Below are 20,104 nucleotides of genomic sequence, written 5' to 3' on the forward strand. Positions count from 1 at the left end.
AATCGCGGCTCGCCGGCGTGACTGCTGCGGCGATGCTGCTCGGAGCGGCATCGCTGCCGGCGTCTGCCGGCGCAAGCGTCGAGGGCGGCGCCGGTGGCGGCACGTACTTCACCGACACCGACAATTGGGGTGGAGGAGCGGCCGGAACCGAGGCGGACGGCGACCTGGACCAATCTGCAAGCCGCATCTCCAACGGCCACGCCCTGTACCCGATCGAGCTCAAGATCGCCGGGGTGGACAAGCGGCCCGCCGAGAGCGCGCGCCTGCTCGTTCGCGCCTACGACGTCGATGAATTCGACGGCTCGCAGAGTTCGGGCACGGGCGAGTGGGACCGGGTATACCTGTCGGACCGTCCGGAGGACATCGTCCTCGGCCCTCCGTATACGGAATGGCCGACGGCGGGCAACTGGAGCGGGGCGACGGCAGCCTACAAGCGGGAGTTCGCGCAGGCGGCGCATGTTGGCGCCCTTTCAGGGGCGAACGAGAAATGGAACACGACCGTGCTCGAGCTCGATCCGGAGCGCATCCGTCTCGGCGATCAGTACGTCGGCGTATCGATCCATCAGTATTTCAAGTCCTCCAATCTCAACACCGGCTGGGTCACCGAAATCGACTGGGCGCAGCTCGTCGTGGACGGCGGCATTCGCGACAAGGCCGAGTTCACGAGCGCGGGCATCACGGTCAAGCCGGGCAGAATCTCCGTCGACGCGTCGTTCCTGGCCTCTGTGCAGAACAGCGGCAGCCGCAGCTTCTCCATGGAAGCCAACGTCATCCAGGAGACGAAAGACGCCGACGGCACGGTGCGGGAGGTCAATCTCGATCTCAACGCCAAGCTCGTTCCGAGCCTCGCGCCGGGAGCGTCTGCCGGCTGGACCGTCGAGTTGACCGATGCGACCATCACCCCCGGCCAGAATTATCGCGTCAACCTGATCCTGTTCGAGGATCGGGGCAGGAACGGATCGAATCCGGATCCGGGCAAGGTCCAGCATCTGCTGGACATCCCGACCGCGCAGATCCTCATGCTCAACGAAGACTTCTCCAAGCCGTCGGCGTCGTTCGCGCCGGCCGACTTCAGCTCCAAGTTCTACAAGACGAACGGCGTCGAAGGCGGCGTAACGCTGGCGAACGGCACCAATCTCGAAAAGATCCGGATCACGTCGCTGCCGGACCCGCAGGACGGACAGCTGCTGCTGGACGGCGCGCCGCTGGGCAGCGCGGACATCGGCAGGGAAATCGCGCTGGCCGACACGGCCAAGCTCGGCTTCCGTCCCGTATCGACGACCGACGGCCAAGCCGAGTTCGGCTGGACAGGGTTCGCCGAAGGCAAATATGCCGCCGATCCGGCTCAGGCGAGCTTTGCGGTCAACCGTGCTCCCATCGTGGATACGGTGAGCAAGCAAGCGCTCAAAAACGTGCTGCTGGCATTCTCGCCTAGCGATTTTGCCCAGCCTTCCGCCTATGCCGATCCGGAAGGCTCGCCGCTCGCCGAGGTTCGCATCTCCGAGCTGCCCGACCCGGCACTCGGCAAGCTCTACCTGAAGCGGACCGATGCGCCGTGGACGGCGGTACAAGCCGGCGCGGCAATTGCGGCCGCCGATCTGGACCGGCTCGTCTTCCAGCCTGAGCCGGGCGCCACGGGCACAGTCGCCTTCCGCTGGAACGGCAGCGACGGCGAGCTGTTCGCGGCTGCCGACCGGCAGGTGCATATCCGCATTAATACGCCTCCGACGGCGCTCGACTCGAGCCGGACCGGACCGATGGGAGCGCCGATCGAGTTCGCGGCTCCAGGCGGAGGCAGCCGCTTCGACGCTCTGTATCAAGATGCGGACGGCGACGCCATGCGGGGAGCCGCGTTCGACCTGCCGGCCGGCTTCGCGGCGAGCGGCACGCTGAGCTACATCGACCCGGCCACGACCGAAACGGTCTATGCCGAGCCGGGCCAGCGCACGCTCGTGCCGGCGCTCGCGTTGTCTTCGCTGCGCTTCGTTCCTGCGGCGGACCTCGGCAACGGAGCGCTCGTCGAGATTCCGTGGCTGCCGACCGACGGCAAGCAGCTGGCCGAGCAGCCGGCGCGGGTGCGGATCGCCTATGACGGCATTCCGACGGCGGATTGGCTGTCGGTCTCTGCCGACGAAGGCGTCTCTTCCATCCGGCTGACGCTGTCGGGCTCCGACCGCGAGTCGGTGACCGGGCTCGTCTACCGGCTGCTCCCGGATTCCGGCCCGCAGCGCGGTACTCTCCGCCCTGCGGAAGGCGCGGACGGCAGCGGCTGGATCTACGAGCCGGATGCCGGCTTCGTCGGCGGTACGGACCGGTTCCAGTATGTCGCGGTAGACGAGGCCGGGCAGGAGAGCGAGCCCGCGACCTATCTCGTCGTCATCCACAAGGCGCTTGACGGATGGGCTGGGGACAAGGCCCAGGGGGATCCGGCCCGCTTGACGGCGCTGCCGGGACATCCCGTCCGGCTGTCGGCGGTCTCTTCCCTGGCGGCGGAGCGCGTGAGCGCGACGCTGGCGGGCGCGGAGACGGACCTCGTCTGGATCAATCCGGCGACGAGCGCGGCGGAAGGGTACAAGCGCTGGGAAAAAGCCGGCTTCCTGCTGCCGCAAGCGGACGCGGGCGACTATGAAGCGGTCTTCACCGCTTTCGGCATTCACGGTACGCCGCTTGGCGAGGATGGGACGCGCCGGGCCGACAACTGGGTGCGCGTGCTGGCCACGAAGGTCGCCTTGAAGGCTGATCCGGACCGGATCGTCGGCGACGGCCGCTCCCAAACGGAGCTGACCGCCGTCGTGACGGACGGGCAAGGCTTGCCGGTGAGCGGCGTCGCCGTCGTCTTCTCGGCCGGCGCCGGATCGTTCCCCGACGGGGCCGAGGCGACGACCGGGGCGGACGGCAAGGCAACGGTCCTCTATCGCTCCGCCGCCATGTCCGGCACGGACGAGCAACGCGTCGCCGTGACGGCGGCCGTGCTTGACCCGGCCAAAGGGCTCGCGGCCGAGGCGTCCGTCGAGCTGACGTATTTGCCTGCCCGCATCCAGGGGGTGCTGACGGCCGGGCGCTCCAATGCGCCGGTCGCCGGCGCCGTCGTGCGGGCGACGCTCGACCTGGACGGCGACGGCGTCATCGAGCCGGGCGTTGATTTTGAAGCGACGACGATGACGAACGAGCGGGGAGAATACGCGATCCCGGTGCCCAAAGGCGATGCCGTCTACGAGCTCGCCGTCACGCAGACGATCGAGGTCGGCGGCGTGGCGACGCCGATCACGTATAAGCAGAAGGCCGTCGTCGGCAGCGCCGACGGGAGCGGCGAGCAGTCCTTTGAATCCGAAAAGACGGTAAGCGGCATCGTCCTGCTGAAGCGTCCGGACGGCGGGACGGCGAAGCTGCCCGCAGCGGCGGCGGGCCGCTCGAGCGTCTATTTCAAGGACAGCCAGGGACGCTACATGACCGGCGGCGACGGCAAGCCGATCGCTCAGCCGCTCGGTAGCGACGGCGTGTTCTCGGCGGCCGGGCTTCCGGTCGGCGCCTATACGTTCGAGGTCCGCTACGAGATCGAGCCGGGCGTGCAGGCGGTGCTGACCAAAGGCGAGGCTTACGTCAAAGCAGACGGCGAGCTCAATCTGCTCGCGCAGCTCGTCGATCCGTACGGAACGGTGACCAGCAGCGCGACCGGAGCCGCCATCGAAGGCGCGGCCGTCTCGCTGCATTACGCCGACAGCGCGCGCAACCGCGCTGCCGGCCGGACGCCGGGCGAAGGCGTCGTCCTGCCGAAGCTGGACGGCTTCGAGCCGAACGACAACGCCAGCCCGCGGCAGGCGACCGATCCGCACGGATTCTATGCCTACATGGTCTACCCCGAGACGGATTACTACCTGACCGTCACCAAGGACAATTACGAACCGTACCGCAGTCCGGTGATTCCGGTCGAGTGGGACATCGTCAAGCATGACGTGCAGCTGAAGCCGCTCGAGATGCCCGTTTCGCTGCCCGAGCCGCGTCTGGCCGTAGAAGTATCCGCCGCGCAGATGGTCGTGCGCGAGGAGAGCGAGACGGTGCTTACCGTCGCGTACAAAAACGTGGGCACGGCGTGGCTGTCCGGCGGAAAGCTGGACGTCGCGCTGCCGGAAGGCGCCGTTGTCGTCCTCGCCGAAGGCGCGACGATCGAGGGCGGCAAAGCCGTCTGGAGCGTGGAGGGGCTGAACGCGGGGCAGTCGGGCGAGCGCAGGCTGACCGTCCGCTGGCCGCGTCTGGACGCCAAGGAGCGCGACGCCGACGTGAGCGCGACCTTTGCCGCCGGCGGCGGCACGGCCCGCTCCGTCGCCAAGTTCAAGCTCTACTCCGACCGCTTTGAGCCGCTGGCCCACGAGCGCTACATCCGCGGCTATCCGGATGGCGGCTTCAAGCCGGGGCAGACGCTGACGAGGGCGGAGGTCGCGGCGATCGTCGCCCGCCTGTCGGACGGCACGGCGGCTGCGGCTCCGGCATCGTTCGGCGACGTCCGCCCGGGCCACTGGGCGAGCGGGTACATCGCCGAAGCGTCGGCCAAGGGCTTTTTCAACGGCGATGCGAACGGCCGCTTCCGGGCGGACGCGCCGGTGACCCGCGCCGAGCTGGTCGCGGTCCTGTCCCGCTTCCTCGGACTCGAGCCGGGCGAGCCGACGGGCAGCCGCTTCACGGATACGTCGGGCCACTGGGCCGTAAAAGAGATCGAGGCGATGCGCGTCGGCAAGTATTTGAACGGCTATCCGGACGGCAGCTTCCGTCCGAACCAGCCGATCCGCCGCGACGAGGCGGTCTCCCTCATCAACGGAATGCTGCGGCGCGGCCCGCTTCATGGGGCGCAGCCGCTGTTCGCGGACATGCCGCTCGGCCACTGGGCCTTCGGCGCCGTCATGGAGGCGTCCGTCTCGCATGAGTCGGCGCGCGAGGAGGATGGCTCGGAGCGCTTGCTGTCCACAGTTCAGGACGACATGGAGTAAGTGGTTGCAGCGGGATAGGGCTGGAAGCGGCCCTTTCCGGCAAAAGCGGCATCAGGCGCGAGAGCCCTGATGCCGCTTTTTTTTGCTTTCCCCGCCGACGGGCAAGAGCGCCGCTCAGACGGCTTCGATCCGGCCGAGCGCGAGAACGGCGTTATGTCCGCCGAAGCCGAACGAGTTGGACAGCCCGACCTCGAGCTTCTCGCGCCGCGTGGCGGCAAGGACGCGGAGTCCGCAATCCGGGTCGGGCTCATCCTGATTGAGCGTCGGCGCGATCAGCCCTTCGCGCAGCATGCGGACGAGCGTGATCGCCTGCGCGCCTCCCGCCGCGCCAAGCATGTGGCCGGTCATCGACTTGCCTGCGAATACGGGCACGATCCCGCCGCGATCGCCGAGCGCGCCGAGGATCGCCCGGCTCTCCGACAGATCGCCGGCCGGCGTGCCGGTCGCATGCGCGCAGACGATGTCGACGCGCTCCGCCTCCAGCCCGGCATCGGCGAGCGCAAGCCGCATGGCGGCCGCCGCGCCGCGCCCGGTCGGCTCGGTGGCGACCCGATGGTACGCGTCGGAGGACGCGCCGTAGCCGAGCACCTCGGCCAGCGGCTCGGCCCCGCGCGCGAGCGCATGGGCGAGCGTCTCGAGCACGACGATGCCGGCTCCCTCAGCCATGACGAACCCGGTGCGGCTGCGGCCGAAAGGACGGCTGGCTGCCGTGGGATCGCCGTCGAACGAGGCGAGAGCGGTCGCGTTGTCGAAGCTGGCGACCCCGATCGGGACGACGGCGGCTTCCGTTCCGCCGGCGATGGCGACATCGGCGATGCCGGCCCGCAGCAGGCGCGTCGCTTCTCCGATCGCCGTATTGCCGATCGAGCAGGCGGTCACCGGCGCCAGCGCCGGCCCGGTCAAGCCGTAGCGGATGCTGATTTCCGCTGCGGCCATGTTGGCGATCATCATCGGCACGAGCGTCGGACTGACGCGGCCATGGCCGCGGCTGCCGAGCACGCGCGCCTGCTCCATCAGCGTGCCGAGCCCGCCGATGCCGGAGCCGACGTAGACGGCGGTCCGATCCGCAACGAGCCGGCCTTCGCCGAGTCCCGACTGGGCGAGCGCTTCTTCGGCTGCGGCGAGCGCGAACTGGACGAAGCGGTCCATCTTGCGGGCTTCCTTGCGGCCGAAGCGGACTTCTCCGTCCCAATCGGGCACGAACCCGGCGATCGCCTGCGGGTCGGCCTGCTCCAGCCATTCTTCCGGCCAGTCGCTTTCCCGGATGCGCCGGATGCCGGATCGGCCTTGCGCCTGGGCGCTCCAGAGCGTCTCCGCGCCGGCTCCGAACGGACTGACGGCGCCCATGCCCGTGATGACGACGCGGTGCTCCTTGAATGCAGCGGATTCCTTGCGGTGCAGCAGCATGTGCTTCATCTCCTTCGCAATAGGGGGATAGAGGAAGTTTGGCACAGCTCTTATGCTGGTACAAGTTGTCGTTTATACTAGGATAAAAGGTAACGGGATAAAGGAGGGGCGGCATGAACCGTCAGGCGAGGCTCAAGGCTTTATCGGAATTCCTGCGCTCCCGCCGGATGGCGCTCAGGCCGGAAGAACATGGATTCCCGGCAGGAGGCCGGAGGCGGACGCCGGGCCTGAGAAGGGAAGAGGTGGCGCTGCTCGCGGGAGTCAGCCCGACCTGGTATACGTGGCTGGAGCAGGGACGGGACATCCGCGTCTCCGCCTCGGTGCTCGATGCTGTGGCCAAGGCGCTGCGGCTGAATGCCGACGAGAAGCGGTACATGGCCTCGCTGGCGGGCGATGCGGCAGAGGGCGGAGATCCGGAGCGCGGCGCCTCCGGCGAGCCGGAGGCGCTGCCCGCGCCGCTCCAGCGGATTCTGGGCGAGCTGGACGGCTGTCCCGCCATCGTATCGGACCGCCGCTGCCGGATCGCCGGCTGGAACGAAGCGGCCGCCCGGGTCTTTCTCGACTTCGGAGCGGTACCGCCCGGAGAACGCAACATGATCTCGCTGCTGTTCACCCGGCCGGAGCTCCAGCGGCTCGCCGTCAACTGGGAGCAGTTCGTCCGGGGCTATCTGGCGCTGTTCCGCTACTACTACGGCCAATATGCGGAGGACGACTGGTACTCCGGCTATATCGAGGAGATGGAGCGCCGCGACGCGCGTTTCGCCCCGCTGTGGGAGGAGAGCCGCGTCAGCGCCGCTCCGGAGGTCATCCTCGAGTTCCGCCATGCCCGCGCAGGCAAGATGCAGTTTCAGCTGACGAGCCTGCAGGCGCACGGAGAGCGGGATCTGCGCGTCAGCGTCTACACGCCCGCTCCGGAGACGGGGACGGACCGCAAGATGCGGAGGCTGATGGGAGAGCCGCGTGGCGGTTGAGCGGATTCGGTTCATCGGAACGTGGTACCGCACAGAGTCAGCCCTCCAACGTACCGCAGCAGCGAAGGAGCTCCCGGCGGCGAAGCCCGGTCGGACCCGCGCCCTGAGGCCGATCTTCAGGCGGCGCGGATGCGCGGGATGGCGAGTTTGATTCGCCTTGAGCTACAATGGAAGCCATGACTTCGGACAAAGGGAGGGCTCGGGATGCAGGAAGCGGCCATTACGATCGTTCGGACCGGATTCGGCGCGGAGCTGCAGCATCTCGGCCGTCCCGGGCTGCGCGGGCAGGGCATGCCGGCAGGGGGCGCGATGGACGCGCTGTCGCTGCAGGCGGCCAACCTGCTCTGCGGCAACGAACGCGGCGCTCCCGCGCTGGAGCTGGCGCTCGGAGGCGCCCGCCTGCGCGTCGACGCGCCGGAAGGCCTGCTCGCCGCGATCTGCGGCGCCGACATGCCCGCCGACCTGGACGGCGTGCCGCTGCCTTCGCGCCGCGCGGTCTATGTGCCTTCTGGCGGCACGATTTCGCTCGGCGCGGCGCGCTCCGGCTGCCGCGCCTACCTGGCTGTCGCCGGCGGCTTTGCCGCGCCGGCGGACAGCCGCGCCGCCGGCGAGGCTGGGAGCGCCGGCGGCATCGGCCGGCGTCTTGCCGCCGGCGAGGCGCTTCGCCGCAGCGAGCCTACGGCGCGCGGCGCAGCGCTGCTGGCGGCGCTCGCGGAGCGCGCCGCCGAGGCTGGCGGCGGCGTGCCGACGGCCGCCGCGCCTTGGCTCGCGCCGCGCCTCGTGGCGCGCGGCGGCGCAGGCTCCGGCACCGTGCTGCGCGCGGTGCCGGGAGCCGCTTACGGGCAGCTGGCGCAGGCGGCCCGGCAGCGGCTGTGGCGGGAGCGGCTTGCCGCCTCTCCCGCCAGCGATCGGATGGGCGTCCGGCTCGTTCCGGACGCCCATCCGATCGAGCTGGAGCGCCGCGCGGAGCTGCGCTCGCACGGCGTGCTGCCGGGCGCGGTGCAGCTGCCGCCCGGAGGCCATCCCGTCGTGCTGGCGGCAGGCTGCCAGACGACGGGCGGCTATCCCGTCATCCTGCACGTTATCGCGGCGGATCTGCCCCGGCTCGGCCAGCTGCGGCCCGGCGACGAGATTCGCTTCTCCCGCGTGGAGCTCGAGGAGGCGCAGCGCCTCCTGCTACGGCAGCAGCGGGAGCTGGACCGGCTGGAAGCCGCCCTGCGGCTTCGGACCGAGCGTTTCTTGCAGGAGCGGCACCGCGGGAGCAGACGCTGAGAGACGAATTTCAACCAATCGCGAAGGGAAGATCCAGATATGAATGAAGACCAATCGGCCGCTGCCGCTCTGGCCTCAAGCCGCGCTAAGTCCGGTAAGAGGCGAGGAGCGCCGGCCTACGTAGCCGGGCTCTATACGGCGGATGCTCCGGGCAGCTTCGTCACCCGAGAGCTGGCCGAGGCGGAGCTGGAGTTCGGCGGAATCCGCGGCGACCGCCATTTCGGCGTGACGTCCCGCGCGGACAGCCGGCAGCCGATGTACCCGCGCGGAGCCGAAATCCTCAACCGCCGTCAGATCAGCATCCTCTCTCGCGAGGAGCTGGAGGAAACGAGGGAGCGCATGGGCATCGAGGCCCTCGATCCGGAATGGATCGGAGGCAACCTGCTGCTCTCCGGCTATCCCGGCTTGACGCAGCTGCCTGCCGGATCGAGGCTGCTTTTCCCGAGCGGGGCCGGCCTCGTCTGCGAAGGCGAGAACCATCCGTGCACTGACGCCGGCAAGGAAATCGAGCGACATGTCCGGCCCAAGGAGCGCTTGCCGCAAGCCTTCGTGAAGGCCGCGCGCGGCCGGCGCGGCATCGTCTGCTCGGTCGAGCGTCCCGGCCGCATCGCGTTCGGCGACGAGATCCGCATCCTTCCCCCTCAATAACGGCATAAGGAGGCCCTAACCATGCGAATACCGACGATCGACCTGAACGCCGATTTCGGCGAAGGGTTCGGCATGTACGACTTCGGCGCGGACGAAGCGCTGCTCGGCTCCATCACGAGCGCGAGCATCGCCTGCGGGTGGCATGCCGGAGACGCCCGCACGATGCGGACGGCGGTCGAACGCTGCCTGCGCGCGGGGGTGGCGGTCGGCGCCCATCCGGGCTATCCGGACCGGCAGGGCTTCGGCCGCCGCGCGATGGCGCTGGATGCCGAGGACGTCTATGAGGCGGTCCTTTATCAGACCGGCGCGCTGCAGGCGTTCGTGCATGCGGCCGGCGGCGAGCTGCGCCACATCAAGCCGCATGGCGCGATGTACCATCGCTGCGACGCCAGCTTGGACCATGCGGATGCCGTCGCGAAAGCTGCCGTCGCGCTGGGCGGGCTCGCCTTATACGGTCCCCCGGGAGGAGCGCTGGAGCGCGCGGCCCTTTCGGCGGGGCTGCCTTTCGCGGCCGAAGGCTTCGCCGACCGCGCCTACTTGCCGGACGGCTCGCTCGCCGGCAGGGATCGGCCTGGCGCCGTGCATGACGAACCGTCCCGAGCCTTGGCGCAGTCGCTCGCGATCGCGCAGCGAGGGGAGGCCCCGGCCTTGGGCGGGGGCTTCGTCCCGGTGGCGGTCCGAACGCTTTGCCTGCACGGCGACGGACCGCGAGCGGCCGAGCTGGCCGCGCTCATCCGCGCCGGTCTGGAGTCGGCCGGAGTCGCCGTCGCCTCGCCTTGGCAGCCATGAGCGGCCGCTCGGACACGCGTCACGTCCCGACCGCGTCGTCGGCTCCGGCCGTCTCAGCCACGCCGCCGGCCTGTCCGCCGTCTGCTGCATTCCCCGTCTGGGTGTTTGTCTACGGGACGCTTCAGCCAGGACAAAGCAACTTCGCCGTCGCAGCCCCGTTCGTCCTTGCACGGCAGCCGGGACACGTGCGGGGACGTCTCGTCGACGCGGCGAACGGCCGTTATCCGGCGCTCGTCCGCGAGCTTTCTCCTGTAGACCGAGCCGTCCGAGGCTGGTGGCTGAAGCTGGAGCGCGATGGTTTGGCTGCTTGCGATCGGCTGGAGGACTTTTTCGGCCCGGAGGAGGCCAATGATTACGAGCGGATTTGGACCCGGGATCTCGACGATCCGGATCGTCAGGGCTGGATCTATGTGTGGCCGAGCGACCGCGGCTGCTCCGATCTGCTGAGCGACATCTGGCCTCCCGGGAGCGTCCCGGAGTCGAAGTCGGGCGAACCGGAATAGGCTCAAGAACGTCCCGCCCGAGCTTTACGAACGAGGCGGTTTGTTCTTGAGCTGTTTTCGTCCAGCCTTGCCGGCAAGGGGGGACTAGGCGTTCGGGACCTGGCGATTCGGCGGCTCGGGCTCGAAAGCGATCAGCGTTACCTTGCGGCCGCCTTCGTCCGTCAGCGACTGCTCCAGCTCCCGGATTCTTTCTACGTCGGCGAGGGGGAGCTCGGCATATCGGTACGGCTCGAAGGGCTGGGATTTGCTCATCTGCGTTCACCTCCTCTTTGTAGCGTTCGCTCTCCGCCGCATCTTTATCCAGATAAAGGGAACCGAAAAAGCGGAGCTTTGAGCGGAAGCCGCTCGAAGGGAACGACGCTCACGATCCGCCCGTCGGCCCACTGAATTGACGACCTGGCGGCATCTTCAGGGCTTGGCTCGATCATATCGAGTGGCTCGGAGCAACTCGGGCGAGGGAAGTGGCTGAATGATCGGAGATGCGCGGAAAAACCGAGCAACTCGGGTGTGAGAGAGGCAGGACGATCGGAGATGCGCGGAAAAACCGAGCAATTCGGGTGTGAGAGGGGCAGGACGATCGGAGTTGCGCGGAAAAACCGAGCAATTCAGGTGTGAGAGGGGCAGGACGATCGGAGTTAGGCGAAAAAACCGAGCAACTCGGGTGTGAGAGAGGCTGAACGTCGAAGTTGCGCGGAAAAACCGAGCAATTCGAGCCATCGTCCTCTGCTTCCACCAGCGGCAGCCTCAGCCGCAACGACGGTCTGGCGATGCCTCCCCCAAATGTTCACATTCCGGCTTGGTCGAGATGGAGCGCATCAAGTAAACTAGAGGGCAAGAGGAAGGAACGAAAGGGAGTGCCCCGAGCGCATGAACGCCATTCTACGCAACGAAATCCTATCGGACTCTGTCCGAAAGGAAACGGCTACGGAGCGGTCCCTGGCCGCTTGCCATAGCGAACTTTCCGCGAAGCGGCCAACCGCCTCGGCCAAGCCGGCCTTGGCCGCCGGCCTCCACGCCGCCGCTGGGTCCCCGCCTTGCGCTCGCTCAGCGCCGCCCCAGCGGCTTCGCTCAGCGCTGCCCCAGCGGCTCCGCTCTGCGCCGTCCCAGCGGCTTCGCTCAGCGCTGCTCCAGCGGCTCCGCTCTGCGCCGCCCCAGCGGCTCCGCTCTGCGCTGCCCCAGCGGCCAAGAGCGCCGCGCGCCGCGCGCCTGGCGCTGCGCCGGATGGCCGCCGCGCTGCTCGGCGTCCTGGCGCTGCTCTCGCTGCTGCTCGGCCTCCCGCAGCAGGCGGCAGCGCATGCCTCGCTGCTCGAAGCGAGCCCGGCGGCGGGGGCGCGGCTCGAGGCGGCGCCGGCCGAGGTGAAGCTCGTCTTCAACGAACGCGTCGAAGGCGCCGTCGGAGCGCTCGAGGTGCTGGACGGCAGCTCCGACCCCGTGACCGCCGAGCGGGCGAAGCTGAGCGAGGACGGGCTGGCGCTGACGCTGCCGCTGCCCGAGCTGGACCAGGGCGTCTACACGGTCAGCTACCGCATCGTTTCCGAGGACGGCCATCCGATCGGCGGCTCTTACGTGTTCGTCATCGGAGACCCGCCTGCGGCGCGGGACGCCTCGACGTTCGACGTCCATGCGCAGCTCGGCCATGCCAACCACGCCGAAGGCGGGCTGACGACGGCCAGCCTCATCCAGTACGCCGCGCGTTTCCTTTATTATGCCGCGCTCATGCTTGCCGCCGGCGCGGCGCTTTGGCCGCTCTTGTACCGGCAAGGGTGGTCCCGCATCGCCGATCCGCTGCGCGGACGGCTCGAGCGGATGCCGCAGCAAGCGCTCGTGCTCGTCGCGCTGCTCTACGTCTTCGTCGAGACGCAGCTGCTCATGGAAGGCCAGCCGACCTCCGAATGGATCCGGCTGTTTACGGCGACAAGCGTCGGCCAGAGCTACCTGGCGCTGCTGCTGCTCGCCTTCGTCGGCCTCGCGCTGCCGGCCGGCCGCGGCGCGCTGCGCTTCGTCTGGGCGCTGCTGCTGCTCGCGACGGAGGCGTGGAGCGGCCATGCGGCCGCAGCCGCTCCGCGCTGGGCGGCGCTCGCGCTCGATTATGTCCATCTCGTCTTCGCGGCGCTGTGGGCAGGCGGCCTCATGCTGCTGCTCTTCCTCTGGTCCGCCGAGCGCAAGGAAGCCGGACGCTTCGCCGCACGCTTCTCGCGCATGGCGTGGATCAGCATCGTCGCTCTGACGCTGTCGGGCATCGGCCTGACGCTTCTGTACATGACCAAGCCGGAGTATCTGCTGCTGACGCCGTGGGGCATCCTGCTGCTCGTCAAGACCGGGCTGGTCGTGCTCGTCGCCGGCGTCGGATTCTTCCTGCGCAGCCGCATGAAGCGGTCCGGCTTCCCGAGCGGCGCGCTGCTCAAGGCGGACGGCGCGCTCATGGCACTCATCCTCGTCATCGTCGGCGTCTTCACCTACATCAGCCCGCTGCCGGCCAACGAGCCGGTCGGCTGGCACAAGATGGGCAGCGAGATGCACGTGTCGATCCGGATCACTCCCAACGTGCCCGGCGACAACGAGTTCGCGGTCCGCATCTGGATGCACCAGAGCCTGGGCGATCCGAAATCGGTCAAGCTGCGCCTTCAGTCCGAGGACAAGCCGGAGCTCGGCGCGATCGAGATTCCGCTGGAGAAGTTCGAGGACGACGAGATCAGCACGTTCGAAGGGTATACCAAGACGGCCTACCGCGCCAGCGGCACGTACTTGCCGTTCGCAGGCCGCTGGACGGCCGAGGTCCGCGTGATGGATAAGAACGACGACGAACGGGTCGAGCGGCTCGGCTTCCGCAACTACTGACGCCGGGCGGTCGCAGCGGGCGGGCACGGCCTGCCGGCACGAGAGAGGAGGTGGACGATGAAGGCAAGCACGATCAAAAGGCTCATCCTGTGGACGCCGACCGTCCTGACGGCGGCATGGGAATATGCCCGCCATACGTTCCTGCTGCCCTACGTGTCCATGGACACGGGCAACCTCATCAGTCCGATCCTCGTCTTTCTCGTCACGGTGACCCTGCTCTCCAAGCTGTTCGCCATGCTGGAGAACGTGCAGGAGGAGCTGCGGCGCGAGCAGGCGGTGAAGGCGGCGGTTCAGGAAAGGGACCAGATGGCGAGGGAGCTGCATGACGGCATCTCGCAGTCGCTGTTCCTGCTGTCGGTCAAGCTGGATCGCCTCGACCGGGCGGAATCGCCCGAGGAGGTCAAGCAGGCGAGCGAGCAGATTCGCGGGACGGTGCGGCATGTATACGAGGATGTGAGGGAAGCGATCGCCAGCCTGCGTTCGGCGGATACGGCGGCGGAGAGCGGGATGCCGTGGCTGCAGCCGCTGCATGATGCCGCGGCGGAGCTGGAGGAGTCGGGGACGCGGACGGAGATCGACTGGCAGCTGCCCGACCTGCTCCTGACGAGCCGGGAAAAGGTCGAGCTGCTCGCGATCGTGCGCGAGGCGCTCATGAACGTGCGCAAGCATGCCTCCGCCTCGTTCGTCCGCGTCGTCTGCCGGCAGGAGGGAGCGGACGGCTTCCGCTGCGCCGTCGCCGACAACGGAGCGGGCGCCCCGCCCGGAGCCGAGTCGGCCAAGGGCCACTACGGCGTGCGCATGATGCGCGATCGAGCGGAAGGAGCGGGCTGGAGCTTCCGCTTCCAGAGCCCCGGCACGGAGGCGGGAACAAGCACGCTTGTCGAAGTCGCTCGTCAGCCGTCCCACAAAAAATCGAAGCCATGACTACCGAGGAGGAGAATAGATGAACGCTGCCGAACGGAACGAGCCGGTGCGGGTGCTGCTGGTCGACGACCATCCGCACGGGCGCGAGGGGATGAGGATCATCCTTTCGGAGGACCCTTTCTTCGAGATCGCCGGAGAAGCGTCGGGAGGAGAGGAGGCCGTCGCGCGGGCCGAGGAGCTGCAGCCGGACCTCATCCTGATGGACATCCGCATGCCGGGCGTCGGGGGACTGGAGGCGACCTCCCGCATCAAGGCGCTGCTGCCGTCCGTCAAGATCGTCATGGTGACGGTGTCCGACGACATCGCCGACCTGTTCGAGGCGATCAAGCGGGGAGCCCAGGGCTATCTGCTCAAGAACCTCTCTCCTTCCGCCTGGCTGGATTACCTGCGGGCCGTCTCGCTCGATCAGGCTCCGATGAGCCGGGAGCTCGCCACGCGCATCCTGCATGAATTTCTGCCGGGAGGAAGGTCGTCCGGCGCCGCGGACCCGCAGGCATCGCCGTCGTCCGTTTCCCGTTCGGCCGCGTCGGCGCTGTCGCCGCTCACCGAGCGGGAAAAAGAAATCCTGGAGCGGGTCGCGCGCGGCGACTCCAACCGCGAGGCGGCGGCTGCGCTCGGCATATCGGAGAATACGGTCAAGAACCATCTCAAGAACATCCTGCAGAAGCTCCATCTCGACAATCGGGTGCAGCTCGCGCGTTACGCGTTCGAGAACGGGCTTATGAATCGCGGCCCGGGCGCAAGCTGAACGGTGCGAGAGGATCGGCCTCGGCGGCGGCTCGTCATCCATGGGGATGCGGACCGACCGCCGTTTTCATTTCCGCCCTGATCGTAGCCCTTTCGAGTCATGTCCGTTGCCGGATGCAATCTTATACTAGTAAAATAAAAGCGGGGAACAATCGTTCCGCAGGAGGGAATCGACATCCATGCCCGGCAGCGCCTCAGCGCGGCTTCAAGCCGCAGGCGGACTCCGGACGGATCGAGCTTCTCGATGCGGCCGGGGCTTTAATTGCCCCTCATTGGCCTGGATGCCGATGAACAGCTTGACGTGACGAGGGAAGGAATGGATGCCGCCGATGGATGAACATGAAAAGGGGCCGAGGCCGATCGGGACTGCGACGCCCGGCCACGCGGCCGTGACTCAAGGATTCTCTCCCGAGCCGGAAGCGGCGGCTGCCGCGCCGCATTGGCGGAGGTACGTCGCCAAAATGGCCGGAGGCGGAACCAATCCGCTTCGGAACAGCCCCAGGCAGGCATTGCTAGGAGCCGCGGGAGGCTTCGCAGCCGTCCTCGCGCTCGCGCTGCTGACCCGGTGGACGTCCAAGCCGTGGCTGATGGCGCCGCTGGGAGCGAGCTGCGTGCTCGCCTTTTACGCGTGGGACGCGCCGCTCTCGCAGCCCCGCAGCATCGTGGGCGGCCATCTGATCTCTTCGGCCTCCGCCTTGCTGTGGCTCAAGCTCGCGGGCAGCGGCCCGTGGCAGATGGCGGCCGCCGTCGCGACAGCCATGTTTCTGATGGTGCTGACCAAAACGCTGCATCCGCCCGCCGGCGCCGATCCGCTGCTCATCCTGGCCGCGCAGCCGGACTGGAGCTTCCTGCTGCAGCCGGTGCTCTCGGGAAGCCTGCTGATCGTCCTCGTGGCGCTGCTGTACAACAACGCGCTTCCCGGCCGCCGCTATCCCACGTACTGGCGCTGAGGCCGGTCGGACGGCGCCTCTTGAGTTGCATTTTCCATTCGCTCTGGATATAATGAGCCAAGATATCCACCAGCATCGATGGAGACCAGTACGCCGTGCCTGGCCCGACAGGGAGGGACCGCCGCCGATTGAGAGCGGTCCCCGGCAGCCAGCCGGCCGAATTCACTCCGGAGCTCGAGCCTTGAACGCGTCCGCCAGGACGCCTGTAGAGGCTCGCGGGCAGCCGTCCGTTATCCGGCCTTCAAGCAGCCCGGCGCATCCGCGCCAGGGACGAGCGGCTTTCCGGCGGGGTTCCCGCCTTCAGGAGATGCCCCGCCCCCCGGCTGGAATCAGGGTGGTACCACGGTCCTTTCGTCCCTTGCGGAGATAGGGCCTTTTTGTTTTTTCACAGCGGCATTCCGGCGGCAGCCGGGGCCAAGTTCGAAGGAGGCGTAAGCGATGAAGGAACGTTTGGAGGCTTTGCAGGCGGAGGCGCTGCAGGAGCTGCAAGGAGTCGCCGGACCGCAGGAGCTCGGCGAGCTCCGCGTCAAGTATCTGGGCAAGAAAGGCGCGCTGACCGAAATTCTGCGCGGCATGGGCGCGCTGAGCGCCGAGGAGCGTCCGGTCATCGGCGAGGTGGCCAACCGCGTGCGCGGGGCGATCGAGGCCGTCATCGAGGACAAGGCGGAGGGCTACCGCCGCGCCGAGACCGAGCTGCGGCTGCGCTCGGAGACGATCGACGTGACGCTGCCCGGCAGCGCGCTGCCGACCGGAGCGGTCCATCCGCTGAACAAGGTCGCGCAGGAGATCGAGGACATCTTCATCGGCCTCGGCTACACGATCGCCGAAGGCCCCGAGGTCGAGACCGACTACTACAACTTCGAGGCGCTCAACCTGCCCAAGAACCACCCGGCCCGCGACATGCAGGACTCGTTCTACATCACCGACGAGATCCTCATGCGCACGCAGACATCCCCCGTGCAGATCCGCGCCATGAAGGCGATGAACGGCAAGTCGCCGCTCAAGGTCATCTGTCCCGGCAAGGTGTACCGCCGCGACGACGACGACGCGACGCACTCGTTCCAGTTCAACCAGGTCGAGGGGCTCGTCGTCGGCAAAGGCATCCGCATGAGCGACCTGAAGGGCACGCTGCTGCAGTTCGTGCAGGAGATGTTCGGCAAGCAGGCGCGCATCCGGCTGCGCCCGAGCTTCTTCCCGTTCACCGAGCCGAGCGCCGAGGTCGACGTCACCTGCTCGCAGTGCGGCGGCAGCGGCTGCCGGATGTGCAAGCAGACCGGCTGGCTCGAGATTCTCGGCTGCGGCATGGTTCACCCCAAGGTGCTCGAGGCCGGCGGCTACGATCCCGAGGAAGTGACCGGCTTCGCCTTCGGCATGGGCATCGAGCGGATCGCGCTGCTCAAGTACGGCATCGACGACATTCGCCACTTCTACGCCAACGACCTGCGCTTCCTGAGCCAGTTCGAGCGGATGTAAGGAAAGAGAGGGGACTAGCGCCATGAAAATATCGACGAACTGGCTCGCGGACTACATCAGCCTCGAAGGGCTGACGCCGCAGGAGATCGCGGAGAAGATGACGTCCGGCGGCATCGAGATCGACGCCGTCGAGGCGATGGACAAAGGCGTGACCGGCGTCGTCGTCGGCTACGTCAAGGAAAAGACGAAGCATCCCGACGCCGACAAGCTGAACGTCTGCAAGGTGGACGTCGGCGCCGGCGAAGACCTGCAGATCGTCTGCGGCGCGGCCAACGTGGACGCCGGCCAGCATGTGCCGGTCGCGACCGTCGGCGCCAAGCTGCCGGGCGGCCTCGCGATCAAGCGCGCCAAGCTGCGCGGCGTCGAGTCGCAGGGCATGATCTGCTCGGCGCGCGAGCTCGGGCTGAACGACAAGCTGCTGCCCAAGGAGCTGCAGGAGGGCATCCTCGTCCTGCCGAAGCTGGAGCTCGGCAAGCCGATCGGCGAGGTCCTCGACCTCAGCTCCCATGTGCTGGAGCTCGACCTGACGCCGAACCGATCCGACGCGCTCAGCTACCTCGGCGTCGCCTACGAGATCGGCGCGCTGACGGGCCGTCCGGTCAAGCTGCCGGAGAGCGCCGTGTTCGGCGCGGCGGACAAGACGGCGGACCGCCTGTCGGTGCGCATCGACGCCCGCGAGGCGTGCGCGCACTACAGCGCCCGCTACATCCGCGGCGTGCAGGTCGCTCCGTCGCCGCTCTGGCTGCAGAACCGGCTGATGGCGGCCGGCATCCGGCCGATCAACAACATCGTCGACGTGACGAACTACGTCATGCTGGAGTACGGCCAGCCGCTTCACGCCTTCGACGCGGACCGGGTCGCCGGCGGCAGCATCGTCGTGCGCTTCGCCCGCGAGGGCGAGGAGCTGGAGACGCTGGACGGCCAGCTGCGCAAGCTGCAGCCGCACATGCTGGTTATCGCGGACGGCGATCGGGCGATCGGCCTCGCCGGCGTCATGGGCGGGGCGAACTCCGAGGTGGACGGCGACACGACGAACGTCATCCTCGAATCCGCCAAGTTCGACGGCTCCGTCGTGCGCCGCACGTCCCGCCAGCTCGGCCTGCGCTCGGAGGCGAGCCTGCGCTTCGAGAAGGAAGTCGATCCGGCGCGCGTCATCCCGGCGCTCGACCGCGCGGCCTCGCTGATCGCGAAGCTCGGCAGCGGCCTCGTCACGGAAGGCATCGCCGAGGACGTGGCGCGCACGTACGAGCCGGCCGTCATCGAGGTGTCCCTGGAGCGCATCTCCGGCTACCTCGGCGCGGACATCTCCAAGCTGGAGGCGCAGGCGATCTTCGGCCGCCTCGGCTTCGACTCCGAGGTCGGCGACGGCTCGATCCGCGTGCAGGTGCCGACGCGCCGCGGCGACATCTCCCGCGACGTCGACCTGATCGAGGAGGTCGCCCGCCTGTACGGCTACGACAACATCCCGACGACGCCGATCGTCGGCGAGACGACGCCCGGCTCGCTGACCGCGCCGCAGGCGGTGCGCCGCGAGCTGCGCCGGCGCCTGTCGGACGCCGGCCTGCACGAGGTCATCAGCTACTCGTTCACGGCTCCGGAGCGCACGGGGCTGTTCCCGGATCTCGCGCCGGACGCCAAGCCGATCCGCCTGGCGATGCCGATGAGCGAGGAGCGCAGCGTGCTTCGCACGACGCTGCTGCCGCAGCTGCTGGAGACGGCGGCGTACAACCGCAACCGCAAGAACCATGATCTGGCGCTGTTCGAGATCGGCACGGTGTTCCACACCGACGAAGAGACGCTGACGCGGCTGCCGCAGGAAAAGCATCGCTTCGCGCTGCTGCTGACCGGAGCCCGCCGCGCCGCCGCGTGGAACCGCAAGGCGGAGAAGACGGACTTCTACGACGCCAAGGGCGTGCTCGAGACGATCTTCGCCACGCTCGGCCTCGGCGGCTCGGTCTCGTACGAGGCATCCGCTCCGGCCGGCCTGCACCCGGGCCGCACGGCCGCCGTCAAGCTGGACGGAGAGCGCGGAGCCGAGACGATCGGCTACGTCGGCCAGCTGCATCCGGAGCTGCAGCAGGAGCTCGGACTCGACGACGTCTACGTGGCCGAGCTGGAGCTTGGCGCGGTGTACGACGCGGTCGACCGCGACATCGTCTACCGCACGCTGCCGCGCTATCCGGCGGCCGACCGCGACATCGCGGTGACGGTGGAGGAGTCGGTGCCGGCGGCCGCTCTGGCCGCCGCCGTCCGCGGGGCGGCCGGCGAGCTGCTGGAGTCGGTCCAGGTGTTCGACGTCTACACCGGAGAGAAGCTCGGGGCGGGCCGCAAGAGCGTCGCGCTGGCGCTCGTGTACCGCCATGCGGAGCGCACGCTGACCGACGAGGAGGTCGCGGCGGCGCATGCCGCGGCGGTGGCCGCGCTGGAGCAATCTTTCTCCGCGGAATTGAGGAAATAGGCAGGAAACGCAGGAAGCCGCATCGAAGTAATCCCGCGAGGGAGCTGCCGATGCGGCTTTTCCTTGTCTGAGGGGGCTTGGCGAAGCCGGAAAGGCCCCTGAATCGTTCTTATCCACATGGACTTTTCCGCCCTGGGACGGG

Annotated in this window: 14 protein-coding genes; 12 read left to right on the plus strand and 2 right to left on the minus strand. The window is 68.3% G+C overall.

The features are described from left to right. Positions 1 to 17: 17 nt before the first annotated feature. A complete protein-coding gene (locus tag HGI30_RS07080; RefSeq protein WP_168906981.1) occupies positions 18 to 4,982 on the plus strand; it encodes an S-layer homology domain-containing protein in 4,965 nt (1,654 codons plus the stop codon). Positions 4,983 to 5,096: 114 nt separating this feature from the next. Here the strand turns inward: HGI30_RS07080 and HGI30_RS07085 are convergent, their stop codons facing one another. After that, on the minus strand, positions 5,097 to 6,389 hold the full coding sequence (locus HGI30_RS07085; protein WP_168906982.1) for a beta-ketoacyl-[acyl-carrier-protein] synthase family protein: 1,293 nt from the start codon (positions 6,387 to 6,389) through the stop codon (positions 5,097 to 5,099). Between the two features lie 113 nt (positions 6,390 to 6,502). Here HGI30_RS07085 and HGI30_RS07090 point away from each other — a divergent pair, with 113 nt between their 5' ends. From HGI30_RS07090 to HGI30_RS07110, 5 genes are all read left to right on the plus strand, one after another. Continuing rightward, a complete protein-coding gene (locus HGI30_RS07090; RefSeq protein WP_168906983.1) occupies positions 6,503 to 7,360 on the plus strand; it encodes a helix-turn-helix domain-containing protein in 858 nt (285 codons plus the stop codon). A 204-nt stretch (positions 7,361 to 7,564) separates the two neighbouring features. Then, entirely contained in the window at positions 7,565 to 8,632 is a 1,068-nt protein-coding gene (locus HGI30_RS07095; RefSeq protein WP_168906984.1) for a 5-oxoprolinase subunit C family protein, read from the plus strand. A 39-nt stretch (positions 8,633 to 8,671) separates the two neighbouring features. Continuing rightward, positions 8,672 to 9,280: an MOSC domain-containing protein gene (locus HGI30_RS07100; RefSeq protein WP_168906985.1), complete on the plus strand. Its 609-nt coding sequence runs from the start codon at positions 8,672 to 8,674 to the stop codon at positions 9,278 to 9,280. Positions 9,281 to 9,301: 21 nt separating this feature from the next. Next, complete coding sequence (locus tag HGI30_RS07105; protein ID WP_206110038.1) at positions 9,302 to 10,069, plus strand: LamB/YcsF family protein; 768 nt, start codon at positions 9,302 to 9,304, stop codon at positions 10,067 to 10,069. After that, a complete protein-coding gene (locus HGI30_RS07110) occupies positions 10,066 to 10,572 on the plus strand; it encodes a gamma-glutamylcyclotransferase family protein (RefSeq protein ID WP_168906986.1) in 507 nt (168 codons plus the stop codon). Before HGI30_RS07105 ends, HGI30_RS07110 begins: the two co-directional genes overlap by 4 nt. Before the next feature lie 84 nt (positions 10,573 to 10,656). Here HGI30_RS07110 and HGI30_RS07115 read toward each other — a convergent pair whose 3' ends face one another. Further along, positions 10,657 to 10,824: a hypothetical protein gene (locus tag HGI30_RS07115; RefSeq protein ID WP_168906987.1), complete on the minus strand. Its 168-nt coding sequence runs from the start codon at positions 10,822 to 10,824 to the stop codon at positions 10,657 to 10,659. A gap of 969 nt (positions 10,825 to 11,793) precedes the next feature. On the opposite strand from HGI30_RS07115, the gene HGI30_RS07120 reads away from it, so the two are divergent. From HGI30_RS07120 to pheT, 6 genes are all read left to right on the plus strand, one after another. Next, the gene (locus HGI30_RS07120) at positions 11,794 to 13,410 is read left to right on the plus strand and encodes a copper resistance CopC/CopD family protein (RefSeq protein WP_168906988.1); all 1,617 of its coding nucleotides are present in this window, start codon (positions 11,794 to 11,796) and stop codon (positions 13,408 to 13,410) included. A 57-nt stretch (positions 13,411 to 13,467) separates the two neighbouring features. Then, on the plus strand, positions 13,468 to 14,334 hold the full coding sequence (locus HGI30_RS07125; protein ID WP_168906989.1) for a sensor histidine kinase: 867 nt from the start codon (positions 13,468 to 13,470) through the stop codon (positions 14,332 to 14,334). 19 nt (positions 14,335 to 14,353) lie between these two features. Next, positions 14,354 to 15,082, plus strand: coding sequence for a response regulator (locus HGI30_RS07130; protein WP_168906990.1), 729 nt, complete (start codon positions 14,354 to 14,356; stop codon positions 15,080 to 15,082). Positions 15,083 to 15,410: 328 nt separating this feature from the next. Beyond that, complete coding sequence (locus HGI30_RS07135) at positions 15,411 to 16,031, plus strand: HPP family protein (RefSeq protein ID WP_168906991.1); 621 nt, start codon at positions 15,411 to 15,413, stop codon at positions 16,029 to 16,031. Between the two features lie 438 nt (positions 16,032 to 16,469). Then, complete coding sequence (gene pheS / locus HGI30_RS07140) at positions 16,470 to 17,504, plus strand: phenylalanine--tRNA ligase subunit alpha (RefSeq protein ID WP_168906992.1); 1,035 nt, start codon at positions 16,470 to 16,472, stop codon at positions 17,502 to 17,504. Between the two features lie 22 nt (positions 17,505 to 17,526). Further along, on the plus strand, positions 17,527 to 19,962 hold the full coding sequence (gene pheT, locus HGI30_RS07145; RefSeq protein WP_168906993.1) for a phenylalanine--tRNA ligase subunit beta: 2,436 nt from the start codon (positions 17,527 to 17,529) through the stop codon (positions 19,960 to 19,962). Positions 19,963 to 20,104: the final 142 nt, after the last annotated feature.

It is taken from the genome of Paenibacillus albicereus (assembly GCF_012676905.1).
GTDB lineage: Bacteria > Bacillota > Bacilli > Paenibacillales > Paenibacillaceae > Paenibacillus_O > Paenibacillus_O albicereus.